General features: G+C 72.3%; 14 protein-coding genes. 7 read left to right on the forward strand and 7 right to left on the reverse strand.

Annotation, left to right across the window (positions count from 1 at the left end; translation table 11 throughout):
* Genes ADK57_RS00875 through ADK57_RS00890 form a run of 4 tightly spaced genes read left to right on the forward strand, consistent with a single transcriptional unit; the run spans position 1 to position 4325 of the window.
* Entirely contained in the window at positions 1–978 is a 978-nt protein-coding gene (locus ADK57_RS00875; protein ID WP_053747340.1) for an ornithine cyclodeaminase family protein, read from the forward strand.
* Entirely contained in the window at positions 975–2120 is a 1146-nt protein-coding gene (locus ADK57_RS00880) for an NAD(P)/FAD-dependent oxidoreductase (RefSeq protein ID WP_053747341.1), read from the forward strand. Before ADK57_RS00875 ends, ADK57_RS00880 begins: the two co-directional genes overlap by 4 nt.
* Positions 2117–3178 carry a saccharopine dehydrogenase gene (locus ADK57_RS00885; protein ID WP_053747342.1) on the forward strand — a complete coding sequence of 354 codons (1062 nt, stop codon included), beginning with the start codon at positions 2117–2119 and terminating at the stop codon, positions 3176–3178. The genes ADK57_RS00880 and ADK57_RS00885 overlap by 4 nt, the downstream gene beginning before the upstream one ends.
* Positions 3171–4325, forward strand: coding sequence for a saccharopine dehydrogenase family protein (locus tag ADK57_RS00890; protein ID WP_053747343.1), 1155 nt, complete (start codon positions 3171–3173; stop codon positions 4323–4325). The genes ADK57_RS00885 and ADK57_RS00890 overlap by 8 nt, the downstream gene beginning before the upstream one ends.
* Before the next feature lie 67 nt (positions 4326–4392).
* Here the strand turns inward: ADK57_RS00890 and ADK57_RS00895 are convergent, their stop codons facing one another.
* The 3 genes from ADK57_RS00895 to ADK57_RS00905 all read right to left on the reverse strand — a co-directional run bounded on the left by ADK57_RS00895 (position 4393) and on the right by ADK57_RS00905 (position 7739).
* Positions 4393–5622: a serine hydrolase domain-containing protein gene (locus ADK57_RS00895; RefSeq protein WP_053747344.1), complete on the reverse strand. Its 1230-nt coding sequence runs from the start codon at positions 5620–5622 to the stop codon at positions 4393–4395.
* 66 nt (positions 5623–5688) lie between these two features.
* A complete protein-coding gene (locus ADK57_RS00900) occupies positions 5689–7161 on the reverse strand; it encodes an MFS transporter (protein WP_053747345.1) in 1473 nt (490 codons plus the stop codon).
* The gene (locus tag ADK57_RS00905) at positions 7158–7739 is read right to left on the reverse strand and encodes a TetR/AcrR family transcriptional regulator (protein WP_053747346.1); all 582 of its coding nucleotides are present in this window, start codon (positions 7737–7739) and stop codon (positions 7158–7160) included. Before ADK57_RS00905 ends, ADK57_RS00900 begins: the two co-directional genes overlap by 4 nt.
* 99 nt (positions 7740–7838) lie before the next feature.
* Here ADK57_RS00905 and ADK57_RS00910 point away from each other — a divergent pair, with 99 nt between their 5' ends.
* Positions 7839–8267: a PPOX class F420-dependent oxidoreductase gene (locus ADK57_RS00910; protein WP_053747347.1), complete on the forward strand. Its 429-nt coding sequence runs from the start codon at positions 7839–7841 to the stop codon at positions 8265–8267.
* Positions 8268–8453: 186 nt separating this feature from the next.
* On the opposite strand, the gene ADK57_RS00915 is transcribed toward ADK57_RS00910, so the two are convergent.
* The 3 genes from ADK57_RS00915 to ADK57_RS00925 form a co-directional block, all read right to left on the reverse strand.
* Entirely contained in the window at positions 8454–9662 is a 1209-nt protein-coding gene (locus tag ADK57_RS00915) for an MFS transporter (protein WP_053747348.1), read from the reverse strand.
* 338 nt (positions 9663–10000) lie between these two features.
* On the reverse strand, positions 10001–11344 hold the full coding sequence (locus tag ADK57_RS00920; protein WP_053747349.1) for an MFS transporter: 1344 nt from the start codon (positions 11342–11344) through the stop codon (positions 10001–10003).
* 190 nt (positions 11345–11534) lie between these two features.
* Positions 11535–12200 (reverse strand): TetR/AcrR family transcriptional regulator, encoded by a 666-nt coding sequence (locus ADK57_RS00925; protein WP_053747350.1) that lies wholly within the window; start codon positions 12198–12200, stop codon positions 11535–11537.
* A gap of 158 nt (positions 12201–12358) precedes the next feature.
* Here ADK57_RS00925 and ADK57_RS00930 point away from each other — a divergent pair, with 158 nt between their 5' ends.
* Together ADK57_RS00930 and ADK57_RS00935 are read left to right on the forward strand one after the other, a co-directional pair.
* A complete protein-coding gene (locus ADK57_RS00930) occupies positions 12359–13237 on the forward strand; it encodes a shikimate dehydrogenase (RefSeq protein ID WP_053747444.1) in 879 nt (292 codons plus the stop codon).
* Positions 13238–13269: 32 nt separating this feature from the next.
* Positions 13270–15075, forward strand: a complete 1806-nt coding sequence (locus ADK57_RS00935; RefSeq protein WP_053747351.1) for a bifunctional sugar phosphate isomerase/epimerase/4-hydroxyphenylpyruvate dioxygenase family protein — start codon at positions 13270–13272, stop codon at positions 15073–15075.
* Here ADK57_RS00935 and ADK57_RS00940 read toward each other — a convergent pair.
* Positions 15062–16525, reverse strand: a complete 1464-nt coding sequence (locus ADK57_RS00940; protein WP_053747352.1) for a hypothetical protein — start codon at positions 16523–16525, stop codon at positions 15062–15064. The two genes, ADK57_RS00935 and ADK57_RS00940, sit on opposite strands and share 14 nt — an antisense overlap.
* Between the last annotated feature and the right edge of the window lie 92 nt (positions 16526–16617).

Consider the following 16617-nt stretch of genomic DNA (forward strand, 5'->3'; position numbering starts at 1 on the left):
ATGACCGACGACGTCTTCTTCCTCTCCGGGGAACAAGTGGCGCGCCTCCTCGACGCCGACACGGCGATCGCCTCGCAGCGCGCGGCCTTCACCGCGCTCGGCGCGGGCGGCGTCGACCTGCCCGGGAAGATCATGCATCCCAGCCGCTTCGACGACAGCGTCGTCTTCGCGTACGTCTCCCGGCTGTCGGCGGACACCGGGGCGGTCGCGAAGTTCGGCAGCGTCAACCCGGGCAACGCGGCGGCCGGGCTGCCGACCTTGCATGCCGTCGTCACCGTCCTCGACCCGGTGACGGGCCGCCTGGCCGCCGTCATGGACGGCACGGCGGTGACGACCCTGCGCACGGCCGCGGCGAGCGCCGTCGCCGTCGACGCGCTGGCCGGCCCCGACGCCGCCGACCTGGCCGTCCTCGGCTCGGGCACCCAGGCCCTCGCCCATGTGCGGGCGATCGCCCGGGTGCGTGAGCTGAAGTCCGTACGGCTGTGGAGCCCGACCCCGCGGCACCGCGCCCGCGCCGCCGAGACCCTTGCCGCCGAAGGCCTGCCCGTCGAACCGGCGGACAGCGCGGAGGCGGCCGTGCGCGGGGCGTCGCTGGTCGCGGCCTGCACGCTCAGCACCACTCCCGTGGTGCGCGGGCAGTGGCTGGACCCGGGCTGCACGGTCGTCAGCGTGGGGTCGTTCGAGCCCGGCCGCCGCGAGGTGGACGCCGAGGTCGTACGACGGGCCATGGCTCTCGGAGCCGTCGTCGTGGACGACCCCGAGACCGCGGCCGGGCACGCGGGACCGGTCGTGGACGCCTTGGGGGAGGGGCTGTTGACCCGCGACGACCTGGTCTCGCTGGGCGAGGTGCTCACCGGGAGGCGCACCGCCCGGACCACGCCCGAGGGCATCGTCTACTACAACAGCGTCGGTCTCGGCATCCAGGACGCGGCCGCCGCCTGGGCCGTGGTCGAGGCGGCGAAGGGGGAGCGGCGATGACCATGCGTGCCGGTGTCGTCGTGGTCGGCGGCGGGGTGATGGGCACGAGCATCGCCTGTCACCTGGCCCGTGCGGGCGTACGGGACGTGGTGCTCGTCGAGCGGGACGAGCTCGCCTGCGGATCCACCTCGAAGGCGGCGGGCGGGGTGCGGGCGCAGTTCTCCGACGAGCTCAACATCCAGCTCGGAGCGCGCAGTCTGGAGGCGTTCGCCCGCTTCGAGGAGGACCCGGGGTACGACATCGGGCTGCACCGGGTCGGCTACCTGTTCCTGCTGTCGACGCCCGAGGACGTCGCCTCCTTCGAGGCGGGCGTACGACTGCAGAACTCCCTCGGCGTGCCCAGCCGCATGATCGACCCCGCCGAGGCCCGGCGGCTCTCCCCGCTGATCGGCACCGACGGACTGCTCGCGGCGGCCTTCTCGCCCGACGACGGCCACTGCACGCCCGAGGCGGTCGTCCACGGCTACGCGGCCGCCGCCCGCCGCCATGGCGCGACGATCCTGCGGCACTGCGAACTCACCGGCATCGAACTGCACGGCGACGACATCACGGCCGTCACGACCGGCAGGGGCCGGATCGCCACCGACACGGTGATCTGCGCGGCCGGCCCCTGGTCGCGGGCGGTAGGCGCGATGGCCGGCGTGGACCTGCCGGTGGAGCCGCTGCGCCGCCAGATCGCGGTCACCGAACCGGTCGAGGGCCTGCCGCCCGACCTCCCCATGACCATCGACTTCACCACCAGCCTCTACTTCCACACCGAGGGCCCCGGCCTCCTCGTCGGCATGTCCGACCCCGACGAGCGGCCCGGCTTCGCCACCGACACCCACGACCGCTGGATACCCCGCCTCGGCGCGGCCATGGAGCAGCGCGCCCCCGCCCTCCTCGACCTGCGCCGCACCGGCGGCTGGGCGGGCCTGTACGAACTCACCCCGGACCACAACGCCCTGATCGGCGAGGCGACTTCAGTATCCCGTTTTCTGTATGCAACCGGCTTCTCCGGGCACGGCTTCCTCCAAGGACCTGCCGTCGGCGAGGTCGTCCGAGACCTGTACCTGGGCCGCGTACCCTTCGTGGACGTCAGCCCGTTGAGCGTCGGCCGGTTCGCGGCCGACGCCCTGCGCCCGGAGGCCAACCGCGTATGACCGAGCTCCACCTGTGGCTGCGCCACGAGGTCCGCACCACCGAGCGGCGCACGCCCATCGTGCCGTCCGACGCGCGCCGGCTCGTCGACAGCGGAGTGACCCTCACCGTCGAGGAGTCCTGGCAGCGGATCTTCCCCGTCGAGGAGTACGCGGCAGCCGGCTGCCGGGTCGCGCCCACGGGCTCGTGGGTGTCGGCACCCGCCGACGCCGTGATCCTCGGCCTGAAGGAACTCCCGGACGAGCCCGCCGAACTGCCCCACCGTCACATCTTCTTCGGGCACGCCTACAAGCGGCAGCCGGGAGCGGCCGATCTGCTCCGGCGGTTCGTCCGCGGGGGAGGGGCACTGCTCGACCTCGAATACCTCGTGGACGACAACGGACGGCGGCTCGCCGCCTTCGGGTACTGGGCCGGCTACCTGGGCGCCGCCCTGGCCGTCCTCCAGCACCGGGGAAGGCTCGCCGCGCCCCTGACGCCCACCGACAAGGAGGCACTGGACGAGACGCTGCGCCCGGTGGCCGGCGACGAGGAGTTCAGCGCCCTGGTGATCGGGGCGCTCGGCCGCAGCGGGCGTGGCGCACGCGTCGCCTTCCACACGGCCGGGGTCGAACCCACCTGCTGGGACCTCGACGAGACCCGCGACCTGGACCGGGGGGCCCTGCTCGGCCATGACGTGATGGTGAACGCCGTCCTCGCCACCACCCCCGTCCCGCCCTTCCTCCGCGACACGGACCTCGACGACCCCGCCCGCCGCCTGCGCACGCTGTGCGACGTCACCTGCGACGTGGGCTCGCCCCTGAACGTCCTGCCGGTCTACGACCGCACCACCGACTGGACCGACCCCGCCCGCCGGCTGCGCGCGGAGCCGCCGCTGGACCTGATCGCCATCGACAACCTGCCGTCCCTGTTGCCGAAGGAGTCCGGCACCGACTTCTCGGCCGCCCTGCTGCCCCAGCTCCTCGACTTCGGTGTGAGCGGGCCGTGGGGGCGCTGTCTGGACCGGTTCCATCAGGCCTGCCGTGAACTCGGCATCGTAGAAGGGCAGTCGTGTGATGTCTGAGGTGGTTCCCGCGAGCGGCACCGTCCACTGGATCGGCGCCGGACTGTCCACCGGCAGCGGTCTGGCCGTGCTGTGCGAGGCGGCCGAGCGGGTACGGCTGTGGCACCGCACGGAGGAACGCGCTGCCGAGGCCCTCGACGGGCTCGGCCTCGCCTCCCGCGCCGAGCCCCGCGCCTACACGCCGGACGCGCTCGCGGCCGACCTCGCTGCGGGGGACGTCGTCGTGTCGATGCTGCCCGCTCCCGAGCACGCCGCACTGCTGGCCCTGTGCGTACGCGAGCGGGCACACTTCGCCTGCTCCAGCTATGTGTCCGACGCGGTGCTGGAGCAGGTGCCCGCGGCCGCGCGGGCCGGGATCGTCGTCCTCACCGAGGCAGGCCTCGACCCGGGCATCGACCACCTCTTCGCGCACAGCCTCGTCGGCCGCGCCCGGGAGGCGATCGGCGACGGCACGCCGGCCTCCTACAGTCTCACCTCCTACTGCGGCGGCGTCCCCGCCGTCCCGAACGACTTCCGATACCGCTTCAGTTGGGCCCCCGCAGGCGTCCTCAACGCCCTGCGCTCGCCCGCCCGTTACCTCGAGGACGGCGCCGAGACCACCGCCGACCGGCCCTGGGAGGCGACCCGGCGGCATGTCGTCGACGGCGAGACCTTCGAGGCCTATCCCAACCGCGACAGTGTCCCCTTCGTCGAGCAGTACGGTCTGCCGCCGGCCTGGAAGCCGCGTACCTTCGTCCGCGGCACCCTGCGTCTGGACGGCTGGCTGCGTGCCTGGGACGGCGTCTTCGCCGAGCTGCGGACCGGCGACGACGACCGGATCGCCGCCCTGGCCCAGGAGTTGGCCGCGAAGTACCCGACCACCGACGCCGACCGCGACCGGGTCGTTCTCGCGGTGTCGCTGGATGTGCGGGGCGGGGCCGGACAGGAGTGGTCGGGCGGCTACCTCCTGGACCTCGTGGGTGACGAGGCGGAGAGCGCGATGGCCCGCTGTGTCTCCCGCCCCCTCGCGCTCGGCGTCCGGCACATCCTGGACGGCTCCCTGCCGGCGGGCCTCAGCCGCGCGGCCGAGACGGCGGCCCGCTCCCAGGAGTGGCTGGGCGAACTGGCCCGGGAAGGCGTCCACTTCACGCTGCGGGTCGAGCAGTAGGCAGGCCCGGCGAACCGCGAAATGTGGCCGACCAGGATGTCCGTGAGGAGCGCGGCACGCGACAGCCCTAGTCGGTGACCGCCTCGTGCACCAGCCGCTTGAGGTCCGGGAAGATCGTGTGCGAGCTCTTCGGCCGCACCTGCGTCATGAACTGCACGGACAGGTCCCGGCTCGGGTCGACCCAGAACGTCGTGGTCGCGACGCCGCTCCAGCCGTACGTCCCGAGCCCCGAGGGTGCCTGCGTGCGGGCCGGGTCGATCACCACGGAGACGCTGAGGCCGAAGCCGACGCCGTCGTTTCCGGGTTCGTCGTGTGCGGGGCGGCTGCCGAAGGCACGCAGGTCGGCGCCGCCGGGGAGGTGGTTGGACGTCATCAGGTCGACCGTCTCGGGGGCGAGGAGGCGGGTGCCGTCGAGTTCGCCGCGGCGGCGCAGCAGTTCGGCGAAGCGGTGGATGTCGTGGGCGGAGGCGACCATCCCGCCACTGCCCGACAGGAAGCGCGGGCGGCCGTGCAGCGGGAGGCCGGGGATCGGCTCGATGCCACCGCCGTCCGCGTCGCCGTACAACTCGGAGAGTCTCGTGGCCTGTTCGTCGGTGACGCGGAAACCGGCGTCGGTCATCTTGAGCGGGCCGAAGATCCGCTCGGCGAAGAACGTGTCCAGCGGCTGCCCCGACACCACCTCGATGATCCGGCCCAGCACGTTGGAGGCGACGGAGTAGTTCCACTGCGTGCCCGGTTCGAACTGCAGCGGCAGGCTCGCGTACACGTCGGTCGTCTCGGCCAGGTTCGAGCCCGGCACCACCGACGACTCCAGACCGGCCTCGCGGTAGAGGGCGTCGACGGGGTGCGTGTGGTAGAAGGCGAAGGTCAGGCCGGAGGTGTGGGTCATCAGGTGCCGCACCCGTATCGGACCGTCGGCAGGGCGGGTCACGGTGTCGGCGCCGGAGCCGCTCACGTACACCCGGGGCTCGGCGAAGGCGGGAAGGTGCCGGTCGACCGGGTCGTCCAGCGACAGGCGCCCCTCCTCCACCAGGATCAGCGCGGCGACCGCGGTGACCGGCTTGGTCATGGAGTAGATCCGCCACAGGGTGTCGGCCTCGACGGGCAGCCCGGCCGCGATGTCGCGGCGGCCGTGCGTCGTGAGGTGGGCGACGCGCCCGCCGCGGGAGACGGCCACGAGGTAGCCGGGCAGCCGGCCCTCGTCGACATAGTGGGCGAAGTGCTGGTCGAGTCGGTCCAGCGCCTTCGCGTCCAGCCCGACCTCACCCGGGTCCACCTCTTGTCGCAGCAGTGCCATCGTTCTCCTCCGTCGCGTTCGTCGAGGTGCGATCCGGCAAATACCCCGCCGGAACGACCTCAGACATCATCGTCGCGCAGGAACGGCCGAACGGTCCCCCGCATCCACATGATCGTCGATCGCTGTGAACGAACGCCCCGGCAACGCCCCGCAGGCCGTCGCACCTGCTACGGCCACCAGGGCGAGGACGGTCAACGGCAGCACCGGCCCGCCGCCGGACCCCATCAGCACGGTCGCGCTCGCCACCCCGACCGTCGGCCCGACGTTCATCGCGGTCTGCTGCAACCCGCCGGCCACCCCGGCCGACTCGACGGGGCTCTGCCGTACGACGACATGGGTCGCCGCCACCATCACCGTGCCGAAACCGGCCCCCAGCAGCGCGAAGCCGGTGAGGAGGGCGGGCGTGCCCGACGCCCGGGAGAGCAGCAGGACGCCGAGGGCGAGGACGGCCATCGCCGCCGCGGTCGTACGACGGGCACCTGCGCGGCGCAGCGACACCGCGCAGGCGGGCGCGGCGAGGACCATCAGCACCGCCAGCGGCAGACTGCGCAGGGCGCTGTGGAACGGGTCGAGGCCGAGAGAGTCCTGCAGCACGTACGTGACGACGAACAGCGTGCCCGACAGGGCGGCCGAGGCGGCCACCAGAATGCCCAGCGCCGAGCCGACGGCCGTCGAGGCGACGACGTCCGGCGGGATCAGCGGGCTCGCGGTGCGACGCTCATGCCGCACGAAGGCGGTACCCGCGACCAGCAGGACGCCGAACTCGCCGGCCGTCGTCCAGCCGGCGTCCGGCAGTGAGACGAGGGAATGGACGAGGCACGCCAGGGTCACCGCGAGCAGCAGGGCGCCGGGCACGTCCAGCCGGTCGGGTCGGGGCTGTTCCGGCCCCCGGACCGGCCGGGCGGGACGGGTCTGCTTCCGTCCGTTGGTCGGCCGGGTGCGAAGGTTCTGCTTCCGTCCGCGGGTCGGCCGGATGCGAAGGGTCTCCTCCGGTTCCCGCGCGGCCAGGGCGAGCCCGCCGAACACGGCCGTGGGCAGGACGTTCAGGAAGAAGACGGCCCGCCAGCCCGCCCCGGCCACCAGCGCCCCGCCCACCACGGGCCCTGCCGCGACCGCCACCCCGATCGCGGCGGTCCGTACGGCGATCGGCGTCCGCAGCCGGTCGGGCGGGAACGCGGCGCGCAGCATCCCGAGCGTGGCGGGCTGCGACAGCGCGCCGAACACGCCCTGCACGACCCGCAGTCCGATCACCCAGCCGACACCGGGCGCCAGCCCGATGCCCGCCGACGCGGCCCCGAAGCCGAGCATGCCGACGGCGAAGAGCCGCCGATGCCCGTAGCGGTCGCCGAGCCGACCCGCGAACACCAACAGGCTTGCCACCGCGATCAGATAGCCGGTGCTGGTCCACTGGACCTGCGCGAAGGACGCGCCCAGGTCCCGTTGCAGGGTGGGCTGCGCGACGGTGAGGACGGTGCCGTCCAGGGCGACGATCGCGGCCCCCACCACGCTGCTGACCAGGGTGAGACGATGACCGGTCATCCGGCCCCCTCCTGACCGAGATGTGCGTCCAGCGCGGCTCGCAGAAGCGGGGTGAAGTCGTCGGCGCCGGTGGCCAGTTGGAGACTGCCCCAGCCCCACAGCTGGGCGACGCCGTGCAGGTTCGCCCACAACGCACCGGCGATCAGCCGGGCATCGGCGTCCGGGCGGGCCCGGCCGACCAGGTCCACCAGGCGCCCGAACAGCGGCAGGCTGGTCTCCCGCAGGCCCAAGTGACCGCTGTTCAGCAGATCATGACGGAACATCAGCTCGTACATCCCGCGGTTGCCCAGTGCGAACTCCAGGTAGCAGCGCCCCAATGCCGTCAGGTGCGCGCGCGGGCTCGCACTCCCGTCCCCGACCGCCTCGGCCGCTCGCACCGCCAGCTCGCCGAAGCCGCGGCGTGCGATGGCCGACAACAGCTCCAGGTGGGTGGGGAAGTAGCGGCGCGGCGCCCCGTGCGAGACGCCCGCCCGGCGCGCGATCTCCCGAAGGGTCAGCGCCTGGGCGCCCTCCCGGGCCACCAGATCCACGCCGACGTCGATCAGGCGGGTGCGCAGCGCAGGCTCGGACTCACTCATAGACACTGTCTACCACTGTGAGTAGACAGTGTCTACTCGCTCGGGAGGGGCAGGAAGAGGACAGGAATACGCGGCTCGGCCCGCCGGGTTGATTCAGACATGACTCAGGACGCGCTGCTCCAACTGCTCTCCGAAGGCCACGGCGGGGTCCTGGTGACCCTCAAGCGTGACGGGCGGCCCCAGTTGTCGAACGTCAGTCACGCCTACTACCCGGACGAGCGGATCATCCGGGTCTCGATCACCGACGACCGCGCCAAGACCCGTAATCTGCGCCGCGATCCGAGGGCGTCCTACCACGTGACCAGCGCCGATCGGTGGGCGTACACGGTCGCCGAGGGCACGGCCGACCTCACTCCCGTGGCGAAGGACCCCTACGACGAGACGGTGGAGGAGCTCATCCGCCTCTACCGTGACGTCCTGGGCGAACACCCCGACTGGGACGACTACCGGGCCGCGATGGTCCGCGACCGCCGGTTGGTGCTGCGGCTGAAGGTGGAGCGGGCGTACGGGATTCCCAAGCGGGGGTGACGCTCAGGAGCGCCAGCGCCAGCGCCAGCGCCAGCGCCAGCGGCAGGGGCAGGGGCAGGGGCAGGGGCAGACAGGGCTGACCACGCCGAGGCCGGGGACCGTTCTCGGGGCGAGTCCCGGTCGTGCGGGCGCGGGGCCCTGCTCACGACTGGCCCCTCACGCTCCGCCCCCTCACGCTCCGCCCCCTCACGCCCCACCCCGCCGCACCGGAAACCCATGCTCCCGCGCCCCCGTCACGACGGCGAGCACCGGCACGAGCAGCGTCAGCACGCTCCACGGGAACGCCGTCGCGTCGAACAGGCCGAGCAGGACGCCGCCGACCACACCGCCGCCCGCCATCGCCGCGTTCCACAGCGTGACCAGCATCGCCTGCGCGGCGTCCGCCGCCTGGTCGCCGCCCGCGTCGGCCACGGCGGTCTGCAGCAGGGTGGGAGCCCCGCCCCAGCCCAGCCCCCACAGGGCGGCCGCCGCGTAGACGAGGGCCGGGACGTCCGCGAAGACGGCCAGCAGGGCTGCCGCCGCTCCGACCAGCAGGACGCTCGCCAGGGTCAGCCCACGCAACCGGCGGTCGATGCCGGCGCCCACGACCCAGATGCTCACCAGCGAGGCACCGCCGAACACCAACAGCACCAGGTCGGCCGAGCCGCCCATGCCGACCCGGTCCAGGAACGTGGCGATGTAGGCGTACAGGACGGTGTGTGCCAGCACGAACACCAAGGTCACGAACAGCACCGGCACGACACCGGGGACGGCCGGTGCCCGCATCATCGGGACCCGGCGGCCCGCCTCCTGCCCGGGCACGTCCGGAACCAGCAGCGCGATCCAGCCGACCAGGACCACGGCGACCACGGTCATCAGCGCGAACGCGACCCGCCAGCCCAGCGCCCCGCCCAGGAACGTGCCCGCGGGCACCCCCAACGACAGCGCCACCGGCACCCCCGCCATGACCACCGCGACCGCCCTGCCGTGCAACGGGACGGGCACCAGCCGCCGGGCGTACCCGGCCAGCAGCGCCCAGGCGAGTCCGGCGGCGACGCCCGCCACGAACCGGGCCGCCATGGTCAGCGGATAGCTCGCCGAGACGGCCGTGACGGTGTTGGCTACGGCGAACCCCGCCATCGCCGTCAGCAGCAGCCGCTTGCGCCGCCATCCCGCGGTTGCCGCGGACAGGGGGATCGCGGTGAGGGCCGTACCGACCGCGTAGACCGTCACCGCCTGTCCCGCCGCGGACTCGCTCACCGCGAGGTCCGAGCTCATCGCGGGCAGCAGGCCCGCCGGGAGGGTTTCGGTGAGGCTGGTGACGAAGACGGCGGTGGCCAGGGCGAGGAGGGCGGGCAGGGGGAGCCGACCGGAGGGGGCCGTCTCGGCCGACGGCTTCGAGGTGTGAGTGCGCATGCGGGCAGGGTCGGCCCTGACACCGGTGTCAAGTTCAAGTCCGCGCGCCCGTGGCCCGGGCGGCCCGGAAACTCTTCGACGGGGGTGGCGGCCGGGCTACGAGGGCCGACGATCACTCCGTGCGCACCGGCCGCCCCTGAAACCGGCCGGTGCGCACGGAGAGCATCCCCCCTCGGGGCCACCGCTGTCGCAGTGCGAGCAGAGCTGTTCTTTTCTGCTCTTTTCGGCCGATGTTCTTGCTGGAAACGTCATCTGTCAACGGGGCGGGGGAGCGCCCGGCGCACGACGTACCCCCGGAAGCGGTAAGCGGCTCCGGAGGTACGTGGGAGGCGACGGGGTCAGGCGGTCACTTTCTCCGGCTGCCGCACCCCCTGGGGGGTCCGCTCGCCGAGCTGCTCCGTCGGGACCTTGTGGGTCTCGCGGGCCGTGAGGGCGGCGATGACCGGCGGGACGCACAGGGCGGCGGTGAACAGGGCCACCGCCGACCAGTCGTCGCCGTTCGGGCCCGCGATCTGTGCGGCGAAGGTGACCGCGAAACCGGCCACGGCGAAGCCGATCTGGGTGCCGATGGCCATGCCGGACAGGCGGACGCGGGTGGAGAACATCTCGCCGTAGAAGGAGGGCCAGACACCGTTCGCGGCGCTGTAGACGACACCGAAGGTGACGATGCCGAGCACCAGGATCAGCGGGTAGGAGCCCGTCGAGATCGCCCACAGGTAGAGGAACATCGCGACCGCGCTGCCGGCGGCGCCGACCAGGAAGACCGGGCGGCGGCCGATGCGGTCGGACAGGGTGGCCCACAGCGGGATCGCGGCGAGTGCGACGAGGTTGGCGAGCGCGCCCACCCACAGCATGGAGGACCGGCTCATCCCGACCGAGTCGCCGGTCGCGTACGACAGTGCCCAGACCGTGAAGATCGTGCTGACCGAGGCGATCAGGGCGCCCGCGATGACCCGCAGGACGTCCGCCCAGTGCTCGCGGAGCAGGATCGCCAGCGGCATCTTGACGACGCCCTCCTCGGCGGTCTGCTGGGCGAAGGCCGGGGTCTCCTCCAGCTTGCGCCGGATGACGAAGCCGACCACGGCGACCGCGACGCTCATCCAGAACGGCACCCGCCAGCCCCAGGACAGCAGCTGGTCGTCGGGCAGCGCGGCGACGGGGATGAAGACCAGGGTGGCGAGCAGCTGTCCGCCCTGGGTGCCGCTGAGGGTGAAGCTGGTGAAGAAGCCGCGCCGCCGGGGCGGTGCGTGTTCCAGCGTCATGGAGTTGGCGCTGGCCTGCTCACCGGCCGCCGAGATGCCCTGCAGGACACGGCACAGGACGAGCAGGACGGGCGCGAGGGTGCCGACCTGGTCGCGGGTGGGCAGGCAGCCGATGAGGAACGTCGACAGGCCCATCAGGATCAGCGTGAAGACCATGATCTTCTTGCGGCCGAGCTTGTCGCCGAAGTGCCCGAGGAAGAGCGCGCCGACCGGGCGGGCCGCGTACGCGACGCCGAACGTGGCCAGCGACAGCAGGGTCGCGGTGGCCGGGTCGGACTCGTCGAAGAAGACCTCGGGGAAGATCAGCGCGGCCGCGCTGCCGTAGATGAAGAAGTCGTAGTACTCAAGGGCGCTGCCGATCCAGGCCGCCGTGGCGGCTTTTTTCGGCTGGCCGGGCGGTGCGGCGGCGGGGACGGACACGGCGTGCTCCTTCGGGGGAACTCCAACATAGGTGGAGTGAGCGGAGGGGAGAAGGGCCGGATCTCGGCTAATTAACCCACTGGGTAGTTAGTGGCGGTGGGTGGGATGTTGCGCCGACGTTTCCCACGTGTCAAGAGGTCGTGCCGAAGGATCTTCCCGCTCGAAGGGTTCCCGGTCGCTCCCGAGGCCCTCAGTCCGCCGCGCGCTCCGCGGTCAGGTAGGCGATGACCATGTCGCCGAGCATCGCGCGGTAGTGCTCGCGTCGGCCGGGATCGATCAGGTCGCGGCCGAACAGGGCGCCGAAGGTGTGCCGGTTGGCGACCCGGAAGAAGCAGAAGGAGCTGATCATCGCGTGCAGGTCGACGGCGTCGACGTCCGCCGTGAACAGCCCGGACTTCTGCCCCTGCTCCAGGATCCGGCGGATCACGTCGAGGGCCGGCGAACCGATCTTGCCGAGCTTCTCGGAGGCGGCGATGTGCACGGCCTCGTGGATGTTCTCGATGCTCACCAGGCGGATGAAGTCGGGGTGCTGCTCGTGGTGGTCGAAGGTGACCTCCGCCAGGCGGCGGATGGCCGCGACCGGGTCCAGGTGTTCGACGTCGAGCCCCTGCTCGGCCTCGCGGATCACCGCGTACGCCCGCTCGAGGACGGCTGTGAACAGCTGTTCCTTGCCGCCGAAGTAGTAGTAGATCATCCGCTTCGTGGTGCGGGTGCGGGCCGCGATCTCGTCGACGCGGGCCCCCGCGAAGCCGGCCCGGGCGAACTCCTGGGTGGCCACGTCGAGAATCTCGGCCTGGGTGCGGACGGCGTCACGGATGCGCCCGCCTGGTCGTGCCGGTTCTTCGACGCTGGTCATCGGGTTCCTTCGCACTACGGGGCAGTGCCGCAGATTGTAGAAGGAGGCGGCCGCGAAGGATGCCGATCACCGGCCGAGGGCTTCCCGCGATGCGGTGAGGCTGATATAGCTAACGTACCAGTTCGTACATTAGTGAGCCGCTCAGGAGGTCCCGCGTGGTGCCCAAGGACTCGTATCTCGTCGGTCTGATCGGTTCCGGTATCGGCCCGTCGCTCAGTCCAGCGCTGCACGAGCGGGAGGCCGACCGTCAGGGTCTGCGCTATCTGTACCGGCTCATCGACATCGAGGTCCTCGGTGTGCCGCCCGAGGAGGTGGGCGACCTGGTGCGGGCGGCCCGCGATCTGGGCTTCGACGGGCTCAACATCACGCACCCGTGCAAGCAGGAGGTCATCCCGCACCTGGACGCCCTCGCGCCGCAGGCCGAGGCGCTGGGCGCGGTCAACACCGTCGTCTTCGAGGAGGACGGCCGGGCCGTCGGCCACAACACCGACGTCACCGGCTTCGCCGCCTCCTTCGCGCGCGGTCTGCCCGACGCACCGCTGGAGCGGGTCGTGCAGCTGGGCGCGGGCGGTGCGGGCGCGGCCGTCGCGCACGCCACCCTCACCCTCGGCGCCGAGCGGGTCACGGTCGTGGACGCGATGCCCGAGCGGTCGTGCGGCCTCGCCGACTCCCTCAACCGCCACTTCGGCGAGGGGCGGGCACTCGCCGCCACCCCCGACCGGCTGGCCGAGCTGCTCGCGGGGGCCGACGGCCTCGTCCACGCCACCCCCACCGGCATGGCCGCCCACCCGGGCCTGCCCTTCCCCGCCGGACTCCTCCACCCCGGCCTGTGGGTGGCCGAGGTGGTCTACCGCCCCCTGGAGACCGAGCTGCTGCGCACCGCCCGCGCGCTCGGCTGCGCCACGCTCGACGGCGGCGGCATGGCCGTCTTCCAGGCCGTCGACGCGTTCCGTCTGTTCACCGGCCGGGAACCCGACAGCGCCCGGATGCTCGCGGACATCGCCGAGCTGGCCGGCGCCGTGACGGCACCGAAGTAGTACCGGGCGTCTCGAAAGACAGAGGTATCGACATGCGCACGTCCATCGCCACCGTCTCCCTCAGCGGATCCCTCACCGAGAAGCTCACGGCCGCCTCCCGGGCCGGCTTCGACGGCGTCGAGATCTTCGAGAACGACCTGCTCGCCAGCCCCCTCACCCCCGAGGAGATCCGCGCCCGTTGCGCCGACCTCGGTCTCACCATCGACCTCTACCAGCCGATGCGCGACATCGAGGCCGTGCCCCACGCCGAGTTCGCCCGCAACCTGCGCCGCGCCCGGCACAAGTTCGAGCTGATGAACCGGCTCGGCGCCGACACCGTCCTCGTCTGCTCCAGCGTCTCCCCCCTCGCCGTGGACGACGACGCCCTCGCCGCCGCACAACTCGGCCAACTTGCCGACCTGGCCCAGGACTTCGGCATCCGGGTCGCCTACGAGGCACTCGCGTGGGGACGGCACGTCAGCACGTACGACCATGCCTGGCACATCGTCGAGACGGCCGGCCACCCTGCCCTCGGCGCCTGCCTGGACAGCTTCCACATCCTCTCCCGGGACTCCGATCCCAAGGCCCTCGAAGGCATTGCGTACATCCCCGGCGAGAAGATCTTCTTCCTCCAGCTGGCCGACGCCCCGCTGCTCGCGATGGACGTCCTGCAGTGGAGCCGCCACTACCGCTGCTTCCCGGGCCAGGGCGGCTTCGACGTCGCCGCGCTCGTCCGCAGTGTTCTGCATACGGGATACGACGGTCCGCTCTCCCTCGAGGTCTTCAACGACGTCTTCCGACAGGCCGAGGCCGGTCCCACGGCCGTGGACGCCCGGCGTTCCCTCCTCGTCCTCCAGGAGACGGTCGGCATCGCCGCACCGCCGGCCTGCGTCGCCCCGACGGGCATCACCTTCGCCGAACTCGTGACGCCAGACGCCGAGCACCTCTCGGGAGTGCTCGGCGCCCTGGGATTCGCCCGCACCGCACGGCACCGCAGCAAACCCGTCGACCTGTGGCAGCAGGGCGAGGCCCGGCTCCTGGTCAACACCGGTACGGCCGTACGCCGTGACGGCACCGGGCTCGCCGCGATCGGACTGGAGTCACCGGACCCGACGGCCGCCGCCCACCGTGCCGAGGCACTGCTGGCCCCCGTCCTGCCCCGCCGCCGCGCCCTGGAGGACGCCCAGCTGGACGCGGTGCTCGCCCCCGACGGCACGGAGTTGTTCTTCTGCGCCACGGACCGCCCCGGACACCCCAACTGGCGCGCCGACTTCGAGGACATCGCCAAGGCGCCGGCACCCGGACGCACGGCCCGCATCGACCACCTCGCCCTCACCCAGCCCTGGCACCACTTCGACGAGGCGACCCTCTTCCACCGCAGCGTGCTCGGCCTGCACGCGCAGGAGAGCGTGGACGTCGCCGACCCCTACGGTCTGATGCGCAGCCGCGCCGTCACCAACGCCGACGGCAGCGTCCGGATCGCCCTCACCGTCGGCGCGGCACCCACCGACGACACGGTCCACGCCCAGCACATCGCGCTGGCCACCGACGACGTGGTCACCGCGGCCCGCCGCTTCGTCGAGGCCGGCGGCCGGCTGCTGCCGATCCCCGCCAACTACTACGACGACCTGGCCGCCCGCCACGAGTTCACCGACGGCGAGCTGGAGACGTACCGCGAACTCGGCATCCTCTACGACCGTGACGCACACGGCGAGTTCCGCCACTGCTACACCCCCACCATCGGACGCGTCTTCTTCGAACTCGTCCAGCGCGACGGCGGATACCGGGGCTACGGAGCCCAGAACGCCCCCGTCCGCCTCGCCGCCCAGCACACCGCGCGGCGGCTCACTGGCGGCTGACGGTCCGGGTCACGCCCGCGAAGACGGTCGTGGCCAGGATCCAGCCGGCGATCACCAGGGCGTACGACAGCGTCTGGTACGGGCCCTCCGGGGCGAAGGCACCCTCCTGGCCGAAGGAGATCACCGGCAGCAGCAGGTCGAGCGTGTAGAACACCGGGTTGAAGTCCGGGGCCTCGGACGGCTTGAGCGGGCGCGGGTGGTGCAGCGCGTAGGCGACCGAGCCGATCGCGAGCAGCGACAGCAGCCACACGCAGGCGCGCAGCGGGCGGAAGCCGTAGCCGACGGTGGCGTCCTGGACATGGCCCCACAGCCGGCCGTACCAGGGCAGCGTGGTGCGGTGGCGACGCTGCTTGGCGAGCTGGACGAGCCGGGCGGCCCGGTCGTCGCCGATGCGCAGATAGGCGGCCGTCAACTGCTCGTAGGAGTGCGGGACATGGCCGTCGCCGTCGCGCTCCAGCATCGGCAGGCGGCGCTCGGCGGGCTCGTGCGGGGTGAGCGTGGTGTACACGAGGCTGCTCAGCAGCACCTCGCTTGGGACCACCTCCGGTTCGAGGAACAGGACGTCGATCTGGGCGCGACGCAGATTCAGGGTGCCGTCCAAGCGGGGGCTCTTGCGCAGCCAGAGCTCGCCGATGGTGCAACTGCTGGCCCGCAGCGCCGCGTCGCCGGGATTCGACAGGATCGCGTACGACAGGTCGAGCCGGCCCGCGACCCGGCCGCCCCGCAGACCGATCCAGCCCCGTACCTGCGCGTTCCGCATCAGGAGGTCGCCCTCCACGGTGAGCGTCTCGGCGTCGAGGGCGTGGTGGCCGGGCCGGCTGAGCCGGGCCTCGTTCAGGTTGACCGACCCGGCGATGTTCGCGCCGTTGAGCCGCATCTCCCCGTCGATCCGCAGCCCGGGCGCCCACAGGTCGTCGCCGATGGTCACCTGGTTCAGCTGGAGCATCGGCTCCGAGCCGTCCGGGGAGGTGAGGTGCGCGCGGTCCAGGAACAGCGCACCGGCGATCTGGGCGCCGCCGAGCCGGACCGGTCCGCGCAGTCGGCAGTCCGTCATCCGCAGGACGCCCTCCACCTTCATCGTGGCGGCGGTCAGCCCCGGCAGCACGGACCAGCTGAGGTTCAACTGGCGCAGCCGGGCGCCGTACAGCAGGGGGGCTTCCTCGAAGAAGCAGTGGCTCAGCCGTACGGCGTGATCGGCCGTCCCGTACCGCAGGTCGAGTACGCCGGTGATGCGGGCGCCCGACAGTTTCAGGGCGGCTATCTCCCCGTCCTCCTGCGGTCCGTTGAGCAGCAGCGCGCGCAACACCGCTGCCCGGACGGTCCGTTCGGGTTCCCAGCCCGCCCCGTCGGCCGTGTCCTCGTCGTCCCCGGCACGGAAGTTCACGGACTCGCCCCGGGGAAAGGCCCGCCACACCCGCAGTTCGGCCGGCGTCAAGTTGTCGATCTCCATCAGCCGGGACTCTGACGTGCCGCACCTCGGGTGTCAACTCGTCGCGGCCGGTTGACGGTTCCGGTCGGCGCCGACCCGCTCCATCTCCTTCA

The organism is Streptomyces sp. MMG1533 (genome assembly GCF_001279775.1).
Taxonomy (GTDB): Bacteria; Actinomycetota; Actinomycetes; order Streptomycetales; family Streptomycetaceae; genus Streptomyces.